Origin of the sequence: Micromonospora siamensis (genome assembly GCF_900090305.1) — a bacterium.
GTDB classification, from domain to species: domain Bacteria; phylum Actinomycetota; class Actinomycetes; order Mycobacteriales; family Micromonosporaceae; genus Micromonospora; species Micromonospora siamensis.
Genome location: NZ_LT607751.1, coordinates 3,792,683 through 3,810,074, shown reverse-complemented (window position 1 = coordinate 3,810,074; position 17,392 = coordinate 3,792,683). Strand labels below are relative to the sequence as shown.

The window sequence follows — 17,392 nt, the reverse complement described above, 5'->3', positions numbered from 1 at the left end:
CCCGGTGCGCGGCGGGCCGGGCCGGGTGTATCCGGGCGGTGAGGGGGTAGCCGCCGTGGATGGAGCTGGTCGAGGAGTCGCCGTACCGGTTCCGGATCGACCGGCGGGATCCGATGCGGGTGCCGGGCGTGGTGTTCGCCTCCCGGTCGCTGCTGCCCGACGCGGGCGAGGACCGGTCGCTGGAGCAGGTGGCGAACGTGGCCACGCTGCCCGGGATCGTCGGCGCCTCGTACGCGATGCCCGACGTGCACTGGGGCTACGGCTTCCCGATCGGCGGGGTGGCCGCCACCGACGTCGCGGCTGGCGGGGTGGTCTCCCCGGGCGGCGTGGGCTTCGACATCTCGTGCGGGGTTCGGCTGCTCACCGCCGACCTGGACCGCGCCGGGCTGCGGCCCCGGCTGGACGCGCTGCTCGACGGCCTCGGCGCGGCCACCCCGCGGGGGATGGGCCGGGGCGCGGTGTGGCACCTGGCGGACCGGGCGGAGCTGGACGCGGTGCTGCGCGGCGGTTCCCGGTACGCCGTCGAGCGCGGCTACGGCGTGCGGCGGGACCTGGACCGGTGCGAGGACGGTGGCGCGGTGGACGACGCCGACCCGGCGCAGGTGAGCGAGCGGGCGGTGCAGCGTGGCGCGGGTCAGGTCGGCAGCCTCGGCTCGGGCAACCACTTCCTGGAGGTGCAGGCGGTCGAGGAGGTCTACGACACGGCGGCGGCCGCCGCGTTCGGGCTGCGGGCCGGCCAGGTCACCGTGATGATCCACTGCGGGTCGCGGGGGCTGGGGCACCAGATCTGCACCGACCACGTGCGGGCGATGGAGCAGGCGATGCCCGGGTACGGCATCGAGGTGCCCGACCGGCAGCTGGCCTGCGCGCCGGTCTCCTCTCCCGAGGGGCGGGCGTACCTGGGGGCGATGGCCGCGGCGGCGAACTACGCCCGGGCCAACCGGCAGCTGCTCACCCACGCCGCGCGGCAGGTCTTCACCCGGGTGCTCGGCTGCGACCTGGACCTGGTCTACGACATCTCGCACAACCTCGCCAAGATCGAGACGCACGACGTGGACGGTGCCGGCCGCCGGTTGTGCGTGCACCGCAAGGGCGCCACCCGGGCCCTGCCGCCGGGCCATCCGCACCTTCCCGACGACCTGCGGGCGGTGGGGCAGCCGGTGCTGATCCCCGGTTCGATGGGCACCGGGTCGTACGTGCTGACCGGGGTGGCCGGCTCGCCGGCCTTCGCGTCCACCTGCCACGGCGCGGGTCGGGTGCGCAGCCGCAACCAGGCCACGAAGGCGGAGCGGGGCCGGGACCCGCGCCGTGAGCTGGAGGCACTGGACATCGCGGTGCGGGGCGCCTCCCGGCGCGGGCTGGCCGAGGAGATGCCGGCCGCGTACAAGGACGTCACGGCGGTGGTGGCGGCGGCCGAGGGGGCGGGGTTGTGCCGGCGGGTGGCCCGGCTGGTGCCGCTGGGCGTGGTGAAGGGCTGAGGCGGTCACACGTCCAGGGTCAGCGCGCAGGACCAACCGCCCCGGTCGGGGCCGAACCGCAGCTCGTGCAGGGACACCGCCTTCGGTACGGCGCCGACGGGTTCCACCGCGTCGGTGTCGGTGCCGCGCCAGCGCACCCGCAGGCCGCCGTCGGGGGCCGCGGTCACCCGGACCTCCAGGGGCAGCGTCCCCTCGGTCTCCAGCCGGAAGATCACCTCGTCCAGGACGCCGACCAGCAGGTCCGGGTCGGCCGCGGCCGGGACGGTGAAGCCGGTCTCCGCGCCGGGGGCGGCCCCGCTGGTGTCGGCGAACGTCTCGACCAGCGCGGTGACCGCCTCGGCCACGCACTCCTCCCGCCGGGGCGCCCAGGCCTCGATCCGGACGTCGGCGGTGTGCGGGACGGCGCGGTGGCCGCGCGCGGGTCGTGCTGGCTCCATGCCTCGATCCTGCCGCCGCCGTGCGGGGTCGGGGGCCGCTCCGGCAGGTGTCGGGGACGAACGCGCCGGGCATCCGCGCCACCGTGCCGCTGCCGGCGACGCTGCCCGGATGTCACCGACGGGTCGCCGTCGGAGCTCGACACGTCGATCCCGTCGGGTCCACGAGGGCGGTGACCGGCGCGGTAGCGTGCCCGGATGCGGATCACCAAGTTCACCCACGCCTGCGTACGGCTGGAGGACGCCGGGCGGGTGCTGGTCGTCGACCCGGGCACCTGGAGCGAGCCCTACGCCCTGGCCGGCGCGGACGCGGTGCTGGTCACCCACGAGCACACCGACCACATCGACGTGCTGCGCCTGGCCGGCCTCGGCGTGCCGGTCTTCCTGCCCGAGGACGCCGTACTGCAGGGGACGCCCGACCTGCCGGCCACCCGGGTCCGCGCCGGACAGCGCTTCACCGCCGCCGGTTTCGAGGTGACCGCGGTGGGTGGCCGGCACGCCACCATCCACGGCGGGCAGCCGGACTGCGCCAACCTCGGCTACCTCGTGCAGGACGCCGTCTACCACCCTGGCGACTCGCTGCACCGGCCCGGTATGCCGGTGGAGACGCTGCTGGTCCCGGCCCAGGCGTCCTGGCTGAAGCTGACCGAGGCGATCGCCTTCGCCGAGGAGGTCCGCTCCCGCCGGGTCGTCCCGATCCACGACGCGCAGCTCAACGACCGCGGCCTGGCCAGCGTCGACGGCTGGTTCGGCGAGACCCTCGGCGACCGGTACCGCTACCTCGGCCCGGGCGAGACCGCCTGATCCGCGGGCCGGGACACCGGCACCTCGAACACCGGCGCGGCGGCGCTCAACAGCGCCGTACGCGCCGGCGCGCCCCACGCCCGCGCCAGCACGCCGGCCAGCTCCGCCAGCATGCTGGCCACCTCCTCGGCGCCGCCGGGATGCACCGCCTCCACCACCACCAGCACCTCGCCGGTGCCCGGCCCCACCGCCGACCAGCCGCTCTGCCGGTTGGTCCAGCGCCGCGCGTGGGCCCGCCCGGCGGAGTCGGCGAAGATCACCTCACCCGGCTCCGGGCGTTGCGACTCCCCGGCGAAGGTCAGGTGGTCCTCGTCGCCGTCGGCGGGCCGCACGGTCAGGTCGCCGGTGACGCGGGCGAGGTCGAAGACGCCCACCGGGACCGCGTGCCCGGCGGAGAGCGCGTTGCAGAGGTCGACCAGCGGGTGCACCCGGGGCAGCGCCCCGTCGCGGCGCAACCGACGCAGCAGCGACTCGGCGGCGCACCGGTAACGGGTCGGCGGCAGGCCCATCGCGGCGAACACCCGCCGCCAGGCCTGGACCTGCGGCAGCCCACTCTCCGGGCCGGCGGCCAGCCGGCTGCGGGCACGCTCGACGAACGGTGTGGTCCACGGTGTCGCGTCCGGCTCCGCGGTGATGCCGGTGGCGTGCAGGACGCCGCAGGTCAGCTCGGGAAAGCGGGACCAGATCACGTCCGAGTGCTGGAAGCGCACGGTGGGACTCCTACGGTGTGCTGAGGGCGAGCGAGACGCCCAGGACGAGGAAGGACACGGCGAAGCCCTGGCGCAGCCGGTCGGCGGCCCGGGGCCGGGCGAGCACCCGGTCGCGTACGGCGGCGGCGCCGATCGCGTACCCGCCGAAGACCACGAGGGTGACCAGGGTGAACATCGCCGCGAGGGCGAGCATCCGGCCGGCCGCCCCCGGCGCGTCCGCCGGCACGAACTGGGGCAGGAACGCGACGAGGAACAGGACCGGCTTCGGGTTGAGCAGGTTGACCAGCACCGCCGTGCCGACCAACCGGGCCGCGGTCGGCGGTGCGGCATCCACCGGCCCGGTGTTTTCGGAGCGCTCCCGCAGCATCGCCCGGCCCAGGTACAGCAGGTAGCCCGCGCCCAGGTAGCGGACCGCCGTGAAGGCCGGTCCGCCGGCATGCACCAGGGCGGCGAGCCCGGCCAGCGCCACCACCACGTGCGGCACGGTGGCCACCGTGCAGCCCAGCGCGGCCACCAGCCCGGCCCGCCGGCCGTGCGCCAGCGCGGCGGAGAGCGTGTAGAGCACCCCGGGACCGGGGGTGACCACGACCAGCAGGGTGGCCGACAGGAAGGCGATGCTCACGCCGTCCAGCCTGCGGCCACAATGGTCCGGTGGACAGTGCCAAAGCGGTGACCGACGACCGGTCCATAACGGCCGGGTCGGACTTCCTCCAGCTCGACGTGGGTCAGGCGCCCCGCGGTGGGCGCGCCGAGTGGCTGGCGCGGCGCCTGCGCGCGGCCATCGCCGGCGGCCAACTGCCGGTCGGCTCCCGGCTGCCGGCCAGCCGGGTGCTCGCCGCCGACCTCGGCGTCTCCCGGGGCGTGGTGACCGAGGCGTACCAGCGGCTGACCGAGGACGGGCACGTGGCGGGGCGGGGTCGGGCCGGCACCGTCGTGGTGGCCCGCCCGGGGCCGGCCGGCGGGCACGCACCGCCCCCGGTCACCGCCCCGGACCCGGCGTACCCGGACGCTGACCTGTTCCCGCACCGGCCCGGCACCGACGTCTTCGACGCGCTGCGTACCGCCCCGGCCGAGATCGACCTGACCCCCGGCGTACCCGATCTGGCGGCGTTTCCCCGCGCGGCCTGGCTACGCGCCGAGCGGACGGTGCTGCACCGCCTCGCCCCGGCCGCCTTCGGCTACGGCGACCCGACCGGCACGCCCGCGCTGCGCCACGCCGTGGCCACCTGGCTGGCCCGCAACCGGGGCATCCGGGTCGACCCGGCCGAGGTGGTGGTCGTCGCCGGCGTCTCCCAGGCGCTCGGCCTGCTCGCCCAGGTGCTGCACGCCGACGGGGTGCACACCGTCGCCGTGGAGGACCCCGGTTCGCTGGGCGTACGCCAGCACCTGCGCAACTGGGGCCTGTCCACCCCGCCGGTCGCGGTCGACGCCCACGGCCTGCGGGTCGACGAACTGGCCGCGACCGGCGCGCCGGCGGTCATGCTCACCCCCGCGCACCAGTTCCCGACCGGGGTGGTCCTCGACGGCGCCCGACGGCGCCGGCTGATCGACTGGGCGCAGCGGGGCGGCCTGGTGATCGAGGACGACTACGACGCCGAGCACCGCTACGACCGGCCGCCGGTGCCGGCGCTGCGGGCCATGCTGCCCGACCGGGTCTGCTACACCGGCAGCGTCTCCAAGCTGCTCGCCCCGGCGCTGCGGATCGGCTGGGTGCTGGTCCCGCCCCGGTACCGCACGGCGCTGGTGGCCGCGAAGCGCACCGCCGACCTCGGCAACGCGGCCCTGCCGCAGCTGGTGCTCGCCGAGCTGATGGAGTCCGGGGCGCTGGAACGGCACCTGCGGCTGCTGCGCCGCCGGCACGTCCGCCGCCGGGACGCGATGATCCGCGCCGTCCGCGCCCACCTGCCCGGCGCGGTGGTGCACGGCGCCGCCGCCGGCCTGCACCTGATGGTCACGCTCGACGGGTCCGGGCCCGACGTGGCGCTCGCCGCCGCCGCGTTGCGCCGCGGGGTGAAGGTGCAGCCGCTGTCCTGGCACGGGCAGCGTGCCCAGCCGCCCGGCCTGGTGCTCGGCTACGCCGCCAACCCCACGGGCGACATCGAGCGGGGCGTGGCCGCGCTCGGAGCGGCCCTGCGCGACCTGCGCTGACGGTCAGCCGGCGGCGTAGAGCGCCGCGAGTCCGGCGGCGGTCGCCGCGAGCCGGTCGCGCAGCGCGGCGGGGGAGCGGACCTCCACCTCCGCGCCGAGGCGCAGCAGATCGCCGTGCGCGTGGGTCAGCGACTCGATGGGTACGACCGCCTCCACCCACCCGGCGTCGTCCGGCGGCCCGGCGGTGGCGTCCACCGCGGCGACCACCACGTCGCTGGCGACCTCCCCGAGGCGCTGCCGGCCCCGGGGCGAGAGCCGGATCGTCGCCTCGTCGCGGTGCAGCCGGGAGCGGAAGTCCACCACGTGCGCCCGCCACCAGCCCGGCAGGTCGAAGTCCGCGGGCCGGTCGAAGCGCTCGTCCAGCGTGGTCAGCTCCAGGACCTGGTTGACCCGGTAGGTGGCCGGTTCGGGCCGGTCCGGGCGGGCCGCCACCGCGTACCACCGGCCGCCCTTGAGCACCAGCCCGTACGGCTCCAGCACCCGGGTGACCTCGCCCCGCCAGCCGCGGTAGCGGACCCGGATCCGCCGCTGGTGCCAGACCGCGTCGGCGGTGGCCGGCAGGTGCGCCGAGGCGTCCCCGTCGGAGTACCACCCGGCCGGGTCGAGGTGGAAGCGCTGCCGCACCTGCGCGGCCCGGTCGGCGTACGGGCCGGGCAGCGCGGCGTGCAGCTTGCGTTGGACCTCGGCGACCACCGCGTCGTAGCCCAGCTCGGCGGCCGGCCCGGGCAGCCCGGCGAAGACCAGCCGCTCGGCCTCCTGGGCGGTGAGCCCGGTCAGTCGGGTACGCCAGCCGTCGACCAGCCGGTAGCCGCCGGCGTGCCCGGCCTCGCCGTAGAGCGGGATGCCGGCCGCGTGCAGCGCCTCCACGTCCCGGTAGACGGAGCGCACCGACACCTCCAGCCGCTGCGCCAGCTCGGCGGCGGTCAACCGGCCGTGCGCCTGGAGCAGCAGCAGGACGGAGAGGAGTCGACTGGCCCGCATCCACTGACAGTAGCTGTCAGGGAAGCCCTCCTAGCCTCCCGGCATGACCTTTCACGACAAGGAGCTGACCGTGCCGGGGACCGTCGAGGTGGCCGGCCGGCACGTCAAGCGCTACCACGTCGACCAGCCTGACCGCCGACTCGAACCGGCGGTCGTCGAGGCCGCGTACGCGTACCTGCCGAAGCTGTTGCCCGAGCCGGACGGCACCCCGCCGGCCGGCTGGGTGGTGCTGCACCGGGGCGCGGACACCGGGGCGTACCTGCTGGCGTACAGCTGGTTCTTCGACAACGTGGTGGAGTGCCGGATCGCGGTCGCCGGCCAGCCCGCCGTCGGCAGCCCCGACGACGACCCCACGCACTTCGTCCCGATGACCCGCCCGGGCGTCGGCTGCGTCTGGGAACTGGGGATGCTGGAACACGAGCGCACCGCCTGGATCCGGCACGTCCTCGCCCCCGACCGCCCCGACCTGGCCGGATACCTGGCCGACACCCGCGCCGAAGGCCCGGTGGGCAGCTGATGGGCGACTTCGACTTCTTCGTCGGCACCTGGGACGTCACCAACCGGCGGCTGCGCGAGCGGCACGTCGGCAGCGACGACTGGGACGTCTTCCCCGGAGCCTCGGTGGCCCACTCGTTCTTCGACGGCGCCGGCAGCTTCGACGAGATCCGCTTCCCGACCCGCGGGTTCTCCGGCTCCACCGTCCGGCTCCTCGACCAGGCGACGGGACTCTGGTCGATCTACTGGATGAACAGCCGGCGCGGTGCGCTGGAACTGCCGCCGGTGGTCGGGCGGTTCGTCGACGGCGTCGGCACCTTCTTCGCCGACGACACCGACGAGGGCCGCCCGGTCCGCTGCCGGTTCCTCTGGTCGGCGATCACGCCCACCTCCTGCCGCTGGGAGCAGGCGTTCTCCACCGACGGCGAGCGGACCTGGGAGACCAACTGGATCATGGACTTCACCCGGACCGGCCAGGGTCACGCCGGTGGGGGAGCGGTGTCGCGGTAGATCGCGGTCAGCCACACGTCGAGCAGCACGTCCACGACGTCCCGCTCGGCCACCGCCGGGCCGTCGCCGGCGAAGGTGGCGTACCAGACCCGCTCGTTCATCGAGTTCAGCGCGATCGACAGGTCCCGGGCGGGCAGTCCGCCCGGGGCCGCGCCGCGCCGCCGCTCCGCCTCGATCGCCGCCTGGACCGCCTGCACCCAGCGTTCCAGCACGTCGGCCCAGAGCCGGCGGACCTCGGCGTTGGTGCCGCGCACCTGCGCGCAGGCCAGCACCACCGCCCGGTGCGCGCCGAAGGTGGCGTGGAACCGGCCGATCAGCTCCCGCCACCGGGCCCGGGGGTCCTCGGCGAGCCGGTCCAGCACGTCGCCGCCGGCGCTGTCCGCCTCGGCGGTGACCCGGTCCAGCAGGGTCAGCAGCACCGCGTCCTTGGACGGGAAGTAGAAGTAGAACGTCGGCCGGGAGATGCCCGCGCCGCGGGCCAGGTCGTCGATGGAGATGTCACCGAAGGGCCGCTGCTCCAGCAGCCGCTCGGCGGTGGCCAGGATCGCCGCCTCCCGGTCGTCGCCGGCCGAGCGTCCGGCCCGGCGCCCGCGCGGCGGGACGGCCCCGGTCGGCGTACGGGCGACGGTCATGGGGCCCGATCCTACCCGGGCTCGACACCTTGTCGGCTGGAGTCGACAGGGTGTTGACTGATACCCATGGCCACCGACCACGTCGACGTGCTCATCGTCGGTGCCGGGCTGTCCGGCATCGGCGCTGCCGTCCACCTGCGCCGCAACTGTCCCGACAAGACCTACGCGGTGCTCGAGGCGCGCGGCGCGATCGGTGGCACCTGGGACCTGTTCCGCTATCCGGGCATCCGCTCGGACTCCGACATGTACACCCTCGGCTACTCGTTCAAGCCGTGGACCGCCGCCAAGGCCATCGCCGACGGCGACTCCATCCGCGACTACGTCACGCAGACGGCCCGCGAGTACGGCGTCGACGAGCACATCCGCTTCCACCACAGGGTGGTCCGCGCCGAGTGGGACAGCGCCACCGCCCGCTGGAGCGTGCACGCCCACCGCACCGACACCGCGCAGGACGTGGTCCTCACCTGCGACTTCCTCTTCACCTGCTCCGGCTACTACCGCTACGACTCCGGCTACACCCCGGACTTCCCCGGCGTGGAGCGCTACACCGGCCTGCTGGTGCACCCGCAGCACTGGCCCGCCGACCTCGACCACACCGGCAAGCGGGTGGTGGTGATCGGCAGCGGCGCCACCGCGGTCACCCTGGTCCCGGCCATGGCCCGGCAGGCCGCCCACGTCACCATGCTCCAGCGCTCACCGACGTACGTCATCTCGCTGCCCTCGCGCGACCCGCTCGCCGACGCGCTGCGGAGCCGGCTGCCGGCGAAGGCCGCGTATCCCATCGTGCGCTGGAAGAACGTCCTGCTCGGGGTGGCGAACTTCCAGCTCAGCCGGCGCGCGCCCGGGCTGGTCAAGCGGCTGCTGCGCCGGGCCGCCAAGGGCAAGCTGCCCCTCGGGTACGACGTCGACCGGCACTTCTCGCCCCGCTACGACCCGTGGGACCAGCGGCTCTGCGTGGTGCCCGACGGCGACCTGTTCGCCGCGGTCACGTCCGGCCGGGCGTCGGTGGTCACCGACACCATCGAGACCTTCATCGAGCACGGGCTGCGGCTCGCCTCCGGCGAGGAGTTGCCGGCCGACGTCGTGGTCACCGCCACCGGGCTCAACCTGCTCGCCTTCGGCGGGATGACCCTGTCGGTCGACGGCGCCGAGGTCGACCTGGCCGACACCGTGGCCTACAAGGGCATGATGCTCTCCGGCGTGCCGAACTTCGCCATGACCATCGGCTACACCAACGCCTCCTGGACGCTCAAGGCCGACCTGGTCGCGACGTACGTCTGCCGGCTGCTGCGCCACCTGGACGCCACCGGGCAGCAGATCGTCACCCCGCTCGCGCCGGAGTCCGACGACCTCGAACCGATCATCGACCTGAAGTCCGGGTACGTGCTGCGCGCCGTGGACCAGCTGCCCAAACAGGGGCCCGCCGCGCCGTGGCGGCTGCACCAGAACTACCCCCGCGACGTGCTGCTGATGCGGCACGGCCGGCTCACCGACGAAGGCGTCCGCTTCTCCCGCGCCACCGCCCCGACCACGACCGCCCCGCCGTTCGCCGCAGGCGCGCCGGAGGCGGAAAGGAGCCGTACCGATGCGTGACTTCGTCTTCCCCGGCGGAACCGCCGTGGTCACCGGCGCCGCCAGCGGCATCGGCGAGGCGCTGGCCCACGGGCTGGCCCGCCGCGGCGCCGACCTGGTCCTGCTCGACCGGGACGCCGACCGCCTCGACGCGGTGGCCGCCGCCGTCCGCGCCGCGTACGCCGGCCGCGCCGTCGACACCCACGTGGTCGACCTGGCCGACCCGGACGCCACCGACCGGGTCGCCGCGACCGTCCGCGCCGCGCACCCGCGGATCCGGCTGCTGGTCAACAACGCCGGCGTGGCGCTGGGCGGTCGCTTCGACCAGGTCACCCTGGAGGAGTTCAACTGGGTGATCGACATCAACTTCCGGGCCGTGGTCCGGCTGACCCACGCCCTGCTGCCCGCGCTCAAGGCCGAACCCGGCGCCCACCTGGTCAACGTCTCCAGCCTGTTCGGGCTGATCGCCCCCGCCGGGCAGGCCGCCTACTCGGCGAGCAAGTTCGCCGTACGCGGCTTCACCGAGGCGCTGCGGCACGAGCTGGTCGACGACGGCGTCGGGGTCACCTCCGTGCACCCCGGCGGCATCGCCACCCGGATCGCCTCCAGCGCCCGGGTCGGCAGCGGCGTCTCGGTGCAGGAGTACGAGGAGGGGCGCCGGCAGTTCGAGAAGCTGCTCTCCATCCCGCCGGCGACGGCCGCCGAGGTGATCCTGCGCGGGGTGCGGCGCCGGCGCGGCCGGGTCCTGATCGGCTGGTCCGCGAAGCTGCCCGACCTGCTGGCCCGGGTCGCCCCGGCATCGTACGGGCGGCTGCTGGCCGTCGGGCTCAACCGCGCGGCGGGTGGCCCGGCCGCCCGGTCCACGTCCCGGCTGGAGCCCGCCGACCCGGCCGCCACGGTGGACTGAGCCGGTCAGGGCGGGTTGCTGCCGCGCTTCTCCTCCTGGGCCAGCACCGCCTCGCGCCGCTCCGGGTCGTCGCGGTCGGCCAGCTCGGCGGCGAGCCGCGGATCCCCGGCCAGGCGTTCCCGGTTGCGCTGCAGGAACGCCTCGAACCCCCCGGTGTACGGGCAGGCCAGGTCGCCGAGCACCCGCTGCGGCTGGTAGCGGCAGCCCGTGCAGTAGTCGCTGAGCTCGTCGATGTAGCTGCCGTCCACCGCGTACGGCCGGGTGTCCACCCGGGCCAGGTCGGCGTACTGGCTCATCCCGACCACGGTCGTGTTCATCACCCAGTCGGCGCCGTCGACGAACGAGTGCCGGAACCACTCGACCAGCTCGGTGGGGCGCCAGCCGCGTTGCAGGGCGTAGTTGCCGAGCACCAGCAGCCGCTGCGGGTGGTGCGCCCAGCCCCGGTCCCGCACCCCGGCCAGCACGTGGGACAGGCAGCGGGCCTCCACCGCGTCGGCGTCCAGCTCGACGAACCACTCCGGCAGCGGCTCGCTGGCGGCCAGCCAGTCCTGGCCGCGGAACTGCGGAGCGAAGTACCAGTAGAGCTGCCAGATGAACTCCCGCCAGCCGAACAGCTGCCGCACGAACGGCGCCACCGCGGCCAGCGGCACCCGGCCGGTGCGCCAGGCCCGTTCGGCCGCCCGCACGGCCGGTTCCGGGTCGAGCAGGCCGAGGTTGAACGAGGAGGAGAGCACGCTGTGCGCCAGCAGCGGGTCGTCGGCGCTCATCACCTCCTCGAACCGGCCGTACTCGGGCAGCCGGTGGCGCAGGAAGTGCCGCAGCCGGGCCTTGGCCTCGACGTGGGTGGCCGGATGCTGGCGGGGACCGTCCCGGCCCACGAACCGGACCCCCTCGGCGACCCAGCGGTCCAGGTCGCGGCGCACCTGGGCATCGATCGCGTCCTCGACGACCGCCGGCGGCGGGGGCACCTCCAGCGGGGTGGTGCGGGTGGTGGCGGCGCGGCGGGCCCGGCCCGGCTCCGCCGGCCCGTCCGTCAGCACCCGGTGCCGGCGGCAGGCGTGCCGGTACCACTCCTCCATCCGCAGCGGCCCACGCCGGGGCTGGTCGGCCCAGGCGGCGAACTCGGCCTGGTCGGTGACGAAGCCCCGGGGTGGCAGCACCGTCACCGCCTCCGCCGAACCGGCGATCTCCAGCACCGTCCGCGAGGTCGGGTGGCAGACCTCCACCGGACCGTCCACCCGGGCCAGCGCGTCGCGGTAGGTGTCGGCCCGGACCACCAGGGCCCGGTCGCCCAGCTCGGCGGCGCGGTGGCGCAGGGCGGAGAGCAGCAGGTGCGCCTTCTGCCGGTGGGTCGACCGGCGGCCGAGCATCTCCCGGGTCTCGATCAGCAGCACCGGCTGCCGGTCGTCGTCGAGGAAGTGCGGGCCGAGCTGGTCGGCCAGCAGCCACCGGCGAGCAGTCATCCGTCGATTCTGCCGGCTCCGACCGCCGTACGTCCCGGTGTGCTCGGCGTGTCCGTCATGTGATCCGGCCGACCATCGCCGCCGCGCTCCAGCGTGGCGAGATTTCGTTCCACACCGGACGGCAGGGGGCGTCGGTGCCGCAGCGCCCAGCCCAGCTCGCGTGCGGCGTCGACCAGCGCGGCCCGTTGCCGGGGCGCCCGCCAGGCCCGCACCATCTCGCCGAGCACCACCCGGCCGGGGCGCCGCAACGCCGCGGTCAGCAGCCGGTTGCGCGCCTCGACACGCGCCCGGGCGCCGGGGTCCCGGCCGTCGGGCTGGGGCAGGTGGTGGGCCACCAGCTCCGGCGCGTACGCCAGGTTCCAGCCGGCGGCGGCGAGGTCCATCGCCAGCAGCGCCTCCTCGCCGTACGTGCCGAGCCGTTCGGTGAACCCGCCCACCCGCCGGTACGCCTCCCGGCGCAGCACCACGGCGCAGCCGAGGAAGCCCAGCACGGTGGGGCCGGGCGCCCCCGGGGCGGTGCCCAGCGGCGCCGCCGCCATCGCCGGGCAGATCGGGTCGAGCCGCCGGTCCGGCCCGACCAGCACCCGGGCGGCCAGCAGGGCGGTGCCGGGGTGGGCGCGCAGCAGGTCGGCGGCCCGGTCCAGCGCGCCGGGCGCCCAGTACGAGTCGTCGTCGGCGAACGCCACGAACGGGGTGTCGGTCGCGTCCACACCAGCGTTGCGGGCCGCCCCGGCGCCGGCGTTGCGGCCCAGCTCGATCACCCGGATCTCCGGGAACTCGGCGCGGACCGCGGCGGGCGTGCCGTCGGTCGAGCCGTTGTCCACCACGATCACCGGCGCGGCGTGCCGGGTGAGCGTCTCCAGCAGCTGGTGCCGCCGGTTGCGGGTGGCCACCACCACGGTCACGTCGGTCGTCATGGCCGCCCTGGTACCCGCCGACGGAGATCTCACGCCGCCCGCCGCGGGCCGGATCGCCCCGGACTGAGACGGCGGCCACCCCGGCGGCGGGCGGATGCGGCGCCGTACCGCTGGGACGCATCATAGATACATGACGCATCCCAGCCCGCCGGCCGCCCCCTCGGCCGCCGAGCGGGCGTACCGGCACCTCAAGCGGTCGATCCTGGAGCAGGTGTACCCGGGTGGTTCGCTGGTCAGCGAGGGCGAGATCGCCGAGGCCGCCGGGGTGTCCCGCACCCCGGTCCGGGAGGCCCTGCTCCGCCTGGAGGCCGAAGGGCTGGTCGCCCTCTACCCGAAGCGCGGCGCGCTGATCCGGCCCGTGTCGGCCCGGGAGATCGCCGACGTGATCGAGGCCCGCCGGCTGGTCGAACTGCACGCCGCCGAACGCGTCTGGCCCCGGCGCGACCTGCTCCGCCCCGACCTGGCCCGCTGGCTGGCCGAGATGCGCGCCGCCCACGCGGCCGGCGATGTCCGGGCCCTGATGGCGGCCGACCGGGCGTTCCACGCCACCGTCGTCGAGGCGGCCGGCAACGAGATCCTCGCCGAGCTGTACCACCGGCTGCGCGACCGGCAGCTGCGGATGGGGGAGGCCACCTTCCGGCTCTCGCCCGGCTGGGCCGAGGTGGCGCTCACCGAACACGCCGCACAGCTCGCCGCCCTCGACGGCGACGACCCGCAGCCCTGGCTGGCCGCCGTCGCCGGGCACATCGACAACGCCGCCACCGTGCTGCGGACCCTGCGGTGAACGCCCCGACCACGACCGACCGCCGCTCACCCTGGCTGGTCTGGGCGGTGGCGCTCAGCGCGTACGTGGCGGCGGTGTTCCACCGCAGCTCGCTCGGCGTCACCGGCGTCGACGCCGCCGACCGGTTCGGGATCAACGCCTCCGCGCTGGCCACCTTCTCCGTGGCCCAGCTGGCCGTCTACGCCGCCATGCAGGTGCCGGTGGGGGTGCTGCTGGACCGCTACGGTTCCCGCCGGCTGCTGCTCGCCGGGGGCGCCCTGATGGTCGCCGGGCAGCTCTGCTTCGCCCTCGCCGGCGACGTGCCCCTGGCAGTCGCCGCCCGGGTGCTGGTCGGCCTGGGCGACGCGATGACCTTCATCAGCGTGCTGCGCATCGTGGCGTTCTGGTTCCCCGGCCGGCGCAACCCGCTGCTGGTGCAGCTGACCGGCACCTTCGGCCAGCTCGGCGCGGTGCTCGGCGCCGTACCCCTGGTGGCGTTGCTGCACCGGGCCGGCTGGACCCCGGCGTTCCTGACCGCGGCGGCGCTCGGGGCCACCGTGCTGCTGCTGGTGCTCGTCGTGGTCCGCGACACCCCGCACCGCGAGCACGCCGCCGCCGTCGCCCCCGACCTGGCCACCGTACGCCGGCAGCTCGCCGCCGCCTGGGGACATCCCGGCACCCGGCTCGGCCTGTGGACCCACTTCGTCAGCCAGTTCTCCGGCACCGTCTTCGCCCTGCTGTGGGGCTACCCGTTCCTGGTGCAGGGGCAGGGGCTGGCCCCCACGGCGGCGGCGTCGCTGCTGACCCTGATGACCCTGGGCAGCCTGGTGGCCGGCCCGGTCATCGCCCACCTCTGCGCCCGGCACCCGTTCCACCGCTCGGCGCTGGTGCTCGCGGTGACCGGCGCGACCGCCGCGGTGTGGACCCTCGTGCTCGCCTGGCCCGGCCGCGCGCCGGGCTGGCTGCTGGTGGCGCTGGTGCTGGTCCTCGCGGTCAACGGACCCGGCTCGGTCATCGGCTTCGACTACGCCCGCACCTTCAACCCCACCCACCGCATCGGCAGCGCCACCGGCATCGTCAACGTGGGTGGCTTCGTCGCCTCCATCGCCGTGGTGCTCGCCGTCGGGGTGCTGCTCGACCTCGCCACCCCGGCGGGCCGGCCGGCGCCGTCGCTGGACGCCTTCCGCGCCGCCTTCGCCGTGCAGTACCTGCTCTGGGCGTTGGGCGCGGTGCAGGTGCTGCGCTACCGGCGGGCCGCCCGCCGCCGGGTCGCCGCCGAACGCTCCGCGATGCCGGTGCCCGCCGTCAGCGGCGCCGCCGGCGGTGGGTGAACGAGTCGAGGGCCAGGGTGAGGCCGGCGGCGAGCAGCCAGGCGTCCTTCGCCAGGGGGATGCCCGCCTGCGTCGGCCGCAGGCTGTTCGGCTCGCGCATCCCCGGCGTCTTCAGATAGAGCTGGACCAGTCCGGCGCCGAAGCCGGCGAGCCCGAGGCCGGCCAGCGCCGACGGCACGAACGGGGCGAGCAGCGCCGCGCCGAGGGCGATCTCGCCCCGGGACAGCAGCTTCGCGAACCGGTCCGGCTCCAGCTCCCCGAGCTGCGGGATGGCGCCGACGGCCATGCCGTGCAGGCCCTGGGCGGCCTGCCCCTCCAGGGTCCGTTTGCCGAGCCCGGAATTCAGGATGAACGCGCCGATCACGACCCGCAGCGGCGCATGCGTCAACCTCATGATCACTCCCGTCGCTACCGGAAAGGTGTCCCCGCCTACCCGGCGACGGCCGCGCTAACCACCGGAGCGTGCCGACGCCGGCGATCGGACGGTAGGTTCGCGGGGAGAGCAGTCCCGACCAAGGAGGCACGGTGAGCCAGGAAGTCCGGGGAGTCGTCTCGCGGCGCAAGGGCGCGCCGGTGGAGGTCACCACCATCGTGGTGCCCGACCCGGGGCCGGGTGAGGCGGTGGTCCGCGTCCAGTCCTGCGGGGTCTGCCATACGGACCTGCACTACCGCGAGGGCGGCATCAACGACGACTACCCGTTCCTGCTCGGTCACGAGGCCGCCGGCGTCGTCGAGCAGGTCGGCGACGGGGTCACCGACGTCGCCCCCGGCGACTTCGTGGTGCTCAACTGGCGGGCCGTGTGCGGCCAGTGCCGGGCCTGCCGGCGCGGCCGGCCGTGGTACTGCTTTGCCACCCACAACGCCACCCAGAAGATGACCCTCACCGACGGCACCGAGCTGACCCCGGCGCTGGGCATCGGCGCGTTCGCGGAGAAGACGCTGGTGCACGCCGGCCAGTGCACCAAGGTCGACCCGTCCGCCCGGCCGGCCGCCGTGGGCCTGCTGGGCTGCGGCGTCATGGCCGGCCTGGGCGCGGCCATGAACACCGGCCAGGTAACCCGGGGCGACTCGGTCGCGGTGATCGGTTGCGGTGGCGTCGGCGACGCGGCGGTGGCCGGCGCGGCCCTGGCCGGCGCGACCACGATCATCGCGGTGGACACCGACTCCCGGAAGCTCGACTGGGCGCGCAGGTTCGGCGCCACCCACACCGTCAACGCCTCCGACGACGACCCGGTCGAGGCGATCCGCGCCGCCACCGGCGGGTTCGGCGCCGACGTGGTGATCGACGCGGTCGGCCGTCCGGAGACCTGGAAGCAGGCCTTCTACGCCCGCGACCTGGCCGGCACGGTCGTGCTGGTGGGCGTGCCCACCCCGGAGATGACGATCGACCTGCCGCTGCTGGACGTCTTCGGCCGCGGCGGGGCGCTCAAGTCCAGCTGGTACGGCGACTGCCTGCCCAGCCGCGACTTCCCGATGCTCACCGAGCTCTACCGGCAGGGCCGGCTCGACCTGGACGCCTTCGTCACCGAGGAGATCGCCCTGGACCAGGTGGAGGAGGCGTTCACCCGGATGCACCACGGGGACGTGCTGCGTTCGGTGGTGGTCTTCCCGTGACCGCCCGCGTCGACCACGCCGTCACCTCCGGCACCTTCTCCCTCGACGGGCAGACCTTCGACGTCGACAACAACGTCTGGGTGATCGGCGACGACACCGAGTGCGTGGTCGTCGACGCGCCGCACGACGTGCCGGCCGTCCTGCGCGCCGTCGGCGGCCGCCGGGTGCTCGCCATCCTGGCCACCCACGCCCACGACGACCACGTACGCGTCGCGCCGGAGCTGGCCCGGGCGACCGGCGCCCCGGTTCTGCTGCACCCCGCCGACCGGGTGCTCTGGGACCTGGTCCACCCGGACACCCCGCCGGACGGGGAGCTGGCCGACGGGCAGGCCGTCGAGGTCGCCGGAACGACGCTGCGGGTGCTGCACACCCCCGGTCACAGCCCCGGCGCGTGCAGCCTGTACGCGCCCGACCTGGCGGCGGTCTTCACCGGCGACACCCTCTTCGCCGGCGGGCCGGGTGCCACCGGCCGCTCGTACAGCGACTTCGGCACCATCGTGGAGTCGATCCGGAGCCGGCTGTTCACCCTGCCCCCGCAGACGGTGGTCCACACGGGACACGGTGACGACACCACCATCGGCGCGGAGGCCCCGCACCTCGACGAGTGGATCGCCCGGGGGCACTGAGCCGGCG

General features: G+C 75.3%; 19 protein-coding genes. 11 read left to right on the top strand and 8 right to left on the bottom strand.

Annotated features, from left to right (window positions below; genetic code table 11):
- Positions 1-59: 59 nt before the first annotated feature.
- Entirely contained in the window at positions 60-1,478 is a 1,419-nt protein-coding gene (locus GA0074704_RS17720) for an RtcB family protein (protein WP_088971539.1), read from the top strand.
- 5 nt (positions 1,479-1,483) lie between these two features.
- Here the strand turns inward: GA0074704_RS17720 and GA0074704_RS17715 are convergent, their stop codons facing one another.
- Positions 1,484-1,915 (bottom strand): archease, encoded by a 432-nt coding sequence (locus tag GA0074704_RS17715; protein WP_088971538.1) that lies wholly within the window; start codon positions 1,913-1,915, stop codon positions 1,484-1,486.
- Between the two features lie 195 nt (positions 1,916-2,110).
- Between GA0074704_RS17715 and GA0074704_RS17710 the strand changes: the two genes are divergently transcribed.
- Positions 2,111-2,716 carry an MBL fold metallo-hydrolase gene (locus GA0074704_RS17710; RefSeq protein ID WP_088971537.1) on the top strand — a complete coding sequence of 202 codons (606 nt, stop codon included), beginning with the start codon at positions 2,111-2,113 and terminating at the stop codon, positions 2,714-2,716.
- On the opposite strand, the gene GA0074704_RS17705 is transcribed toward GA0074704_RS17710, so the two are convergent.
- The gene (locus GA0074704_RS17705) at positions 2,689-3,426 is read right to left on the bottom strand and encodes a B3/B4 domain-containing protein (protein ID WP_088971536.1); all 738 of its coding nucleotides are present in this window, start codon (positions 3,424-3,426) and stop codon (positions 2,689-2,691) included. The two genes, GA0074704_RS17710 and GA0074704_RS17705, sit on opposite strands and share 28 nt — an antisense overlap.
- Before the next feature lie 10 nt (positions 3,427-3,436).
- Positions 3,437-4,048 carry a LysE family translocator gene (locus GA0074704_RS17700; protein ID WP_088971535.1) on the bottom strand — a complete coding sequence of 204 codons (612 nt, stop codon included), beginning with the start codon at positions 4,046-4,048 and terminating at the stop codon, positions 3,437-3,439.
- A gap of 29 nt (positions 4,049-4,077) precedes the next feature.
- Here GA0074704_RS17700 and pdxR point away from each other — a divergent pair, with 29 nt between their 5' ends.
- Positions 4,078-5,574, top strand: coding sequence for a MocR-like pyridoxine biosynthesis transcription factor PdxR (pdxR, locus tag GA0074704_RS17695; RefSeq protein WP_088971534.1), 1,497 nt, complete (start codon positions 4,078-4,080; stop codon positions 5,572-5,574).
- Positions 5,575-5,577: 3 nt separating this feature from the next.
- On the opposite strand, the gene GA0074704_RS17690 is transcribed toward pdxR, so the two are convergent.
- Entirely contained in the window at positions 5,578-6,555 is a 978-nt protein-coding gene (locus GA0074704_RS17690) for a helix-turn-helix transcriptional regulator (protein ID WP_088971533.1), read from the bottom strand.
- A 43-nt stretch (positions 6,556-6,598) separates the two neighbouring features.
- Here GA0074704_RS17690 and GA0074704_RS17685 point away from each other — a divergent pair, with 43 nt between their 5' ends.
- Together GA0074704_RS17685 and GA0074704_RS17680 are read left to right on the top strand one after the other, a co-directional pair.
- A complete protein-coding gene (locus tag GA0074704_RS17685; RefSeq protein WP_088971532.1) occupies positions 6,599-7,072 on the top strand; it encodes a hypothetical protein in 474 nt (157 codons plus the stop codon).
- Positions 7,072-7,560 carry a hypothetical protein gene (locus tag GA0074704_RS17680; protein WP_088971531.1) on the top strand — a complete coding sequence of 163 codons (489 nt, stop codon included), beginning with the start codon at positions 7,072-7,074 and terminating at the stop codon, positions 7,558-7,560. Before GA0074704_RS17685 ends, GA0074704_RS17680 begins: the two co-directional genes overlap by 1 nt.
- Here GA0074704_RS17680 and GA0074704_RS17675 read toward each other — a convergent pair.
- On the bottom strand, positions 7,530-8,192 hold the full coding sequence (locus GA0074704_RS17675) for a TetR/AcrR family transcriptional regulator (protein WP_088971530.1): 663 nt from the start codon (positions 8,190-8,192) through the stop codon (positions 7,530-7,532). The two genes, GA0074704_RS17680 and GA0074704_RS17675, sit on opposite strands and share 31 nt — an antisense overlap.
- 66 nt (positions 8,193-8,258) lie before the next feature.
- Between GA0074704_RS17675 and GA0074704_RS17670 the strand changes: the two genes are divergently transcribed.
- Together GA0074704_RS17670 and GA0074704_RS17665 are read left to right on the top strand one after the other, a co-directional pair.
- Entirely contained in the window at positions 8,259-9,785 is a 1,527-nt protein-coding gene (locus tag GA0074704_RS17670) for a flavin-containing monooxygenase (RefSeq protein ID WP_088971529.1), read from the top strand.
- Positions 9,778-10,671: an SDR family NAD(P)-dependent oxidoreductase gene (locus tag GA0074704_RS17665; RefSeq protein WP_088971528.1), complete on the top strand. Its 894-nt coding sequence runs from the start codon at positions 9,778-9,780 to the stop codon at positions 10,669-10,671. Before GA0074704_RS17670 ends, GA0074704_RS17665 begins: the two co-directional genes overlap by 8 nt.
- A gap of 5 nt (positions 10,672-10,676) precedes the next feature.
- On the opposite strand, the gene GA0074704_RS17660 is transcribed toward GA0074704_RS17665, so the two are convergent.
- Together GA0074704_RS17660 and GA0074704_RS17655 are read right to left on the bottom strand one after the other, a co-directional pair.
- Complete coding sequence (locus GA0074704_RS17660; protein ID WP_088971527.1) at positions 10,677-12,134, bottom strand: cryptochrome/photolyase family protein; 1,458 nt, start codon at positions 12,132-12,134, stop codon at positions 10,677-10,679.
- Positions 12,131-13,051: a glycosyltransferase family 2 protein gene (locus tag GA0074704_RS17655; RefSeq protein WP_088971526.1), complete on the bottom strand. Its 921-nt coding sequence runs from the start codon at positions 13,049-13,051 to the stop codon at positions 12,131-12,133. The genes GA0074704_RS17660 and GA0074704_RS17655 overlap by 4 nt, the downstream gene beginning before the upstream one ends.
- 130 nt (positions 13,052-13,181) lie before the next feature.
- Here GA0074704_RS17655 and GA0074704_RS17650 point away from each other — a divergent pair, with 130 nt between their 5' ends.
- Together GA0074704_RS17650 and GA0074704_RS17645 are read left to right on the top strand one after the other, a co-directional pair.
- A complete protein-coding gene (locus tag GA0074704_RS17650) occupies positions 13,182-13,835 on the top strand; it encodes a GntR family transcriptional regulator (protein WP_088971525.1) in 654 nt (217 codons plus the stop codon).
- Positions 13,832-15,145: an MFS transporter gene (locus tag GA0074704_RS17645; protein ID WP_231926511.1), complete on the top strand. Its 1,314-nt coding sequence runs from the start codon at positions 13,832-13,834 to the stop codon at positions 15,143-15,145. The genes GA0074704_RS17650 and GA0074704_RS17645 overlap by 4 nt, the downstream gene beginning before the upstream one ends.
- Here the strand turns inward: GA0074704_RS17645 and GA0074704_RS17640 are convergent.
- Positions 15,120-15,539, bottom strand: coding sequence for a hypothetical protein (locus GA0074704_RS17640; protein WP_088973769.1), 420 nt, complete (start codon positions 15,537-15,539; stop codon positions 15,120-15,122). The genes GA0074704_RS17645 and GA0074704_RS17640 overlap by 26 nt on opposite strands.
- Positions 15,540-15,670: 131 nt before the next feature.
- Here GA0074704_RS17640 and GA0074704_RS17635 point away from each other — a divergent pair, with 131 nt between their 5' ends.
- Together GA0074704_RS17635 and GA0074704_RS17630 are read left to right on the top strand one after the other, a co-directional pair.
- Positions 15,671-16,759 (top strand): S-(hydroxymethyl)mycothiol dehydrogenase, encoded by a 1,089-nt coding sequence (locus GA0074704_RS17635; RefSeq protein WP_088971524.1) that lies wholly within the window; start codon positions 15,671-15,673, stop codon positions 16,757-16,759.
- Complete coding sequence (locus tag GA0074704_RS17630; RefSeq protein WP_088971523.1) at positions 16,756-17,385, top strand: MBL fold metallo-hydrolase; 630 nt, start codon at positions 16,756-16,758, stop codon at positions 17,383-17,385. Before GA0074704_RS17635 ends, GA0074704_RS17630 begins: the two co-directional genes overlap by 4 nt.
- Positions 17,386-17,392: the final 7 nt, after the last annotated feature.

Bases quoted from the DNA above. Each gene is read 5' to 3' on its own strand.
- GA0074704_RS17720 (WP_088971539.1), top strand. From the start codon at position 60: ATGGAGCTGGTCGAGGAGTCGCCGTACCGGTTCCGGATCGACCGGCGG.
- GA0074704_RS17715 (WP_088971538.1), bottom strand. From the start codon at position 1,915: ATGGAGCCAGCACGACCCGCGCGCGGCCACCGCGCCGTCCCGCACACC.
- GA0074704_RS17710 (WP_088971537.1), top strand. From the start codon at position 2,111: ATGCGGATCACCAAGTTCACCCACGCCTGCGTACGGCTGGAGGACGCC.
- GA0074704_RS17690 (WP_088971533.1), bottom strand. From the start codon at position 6,555: ATGCGGGCCAGTCGACTCCTCTCCGTCCTGCTGCTGCTCCAGGCGCAC.
- GA0074704_RS17685 (WP_088971532.1), top strand. From the start codon at position 6,599: ATGACCTTTCACGACAAGGAGCTGACCGTGCCGGGGACCGTCGAGGTG.
- GA0074704_RS17680 (WP_088971531.1), top strand. From the start codon at position 7,072: ATGGGCGACTTCGACTTCTTCGTCGGCACCTGGGACGTCACCAACCGG.
- GA0074704_RS17675 (WP_088971530.1), bottom strand. From the start codon at position 8,192: ATGACCGTCGCCCGTACGCCGACCGGGGCCGTCCCGCCGCGCGGGCGC.
- GA0074704_RS17670 (WP_088971529.1), top strand. From the start codon at position 8,259: ATGGCCACCGACCACGTCGACGTGCTCATCGTCGGTGCCGGGCTGTCC.
- GA0074704_RS17665 (WP_088971528.1), top strand. From the start codon at position 9,778: ATGCGTGACTTCGTCTTCCCCGGCGGAACCGCCGTGGTCACCGGCGCC.
- GA0074704_RS17660 (WP_088971527.1), bottom strand. From the start codon at position 12,134: ATGACTGCTCGCCGGTGGCTGCTGGCCGACCAGCTCGGCCCGCACTTC.
- GA0074704_RS17655 (WP_088971526.1), bottom strand. From the start codon at position 13,051: ATGACGACCGACGTGACCGTGGTGGTGGCCACCCGCAACCGGCGGCAC.
- GA0074704_RS17650 (WP_088971525.1), top strand. From the start codon at position 13,182: ATGACGCATCCCAGCCCGCCGGCCGCCCCCTCGGCCGCCGAGCGGGCG.
- GA0074704_RS17640 (WP_088973769.1), bottom strand. From the start codon at position 15,539: ATGAGGTTGACGCATGCGCCGCTGCGGGTCGTGATCGGCGCGTTCATC.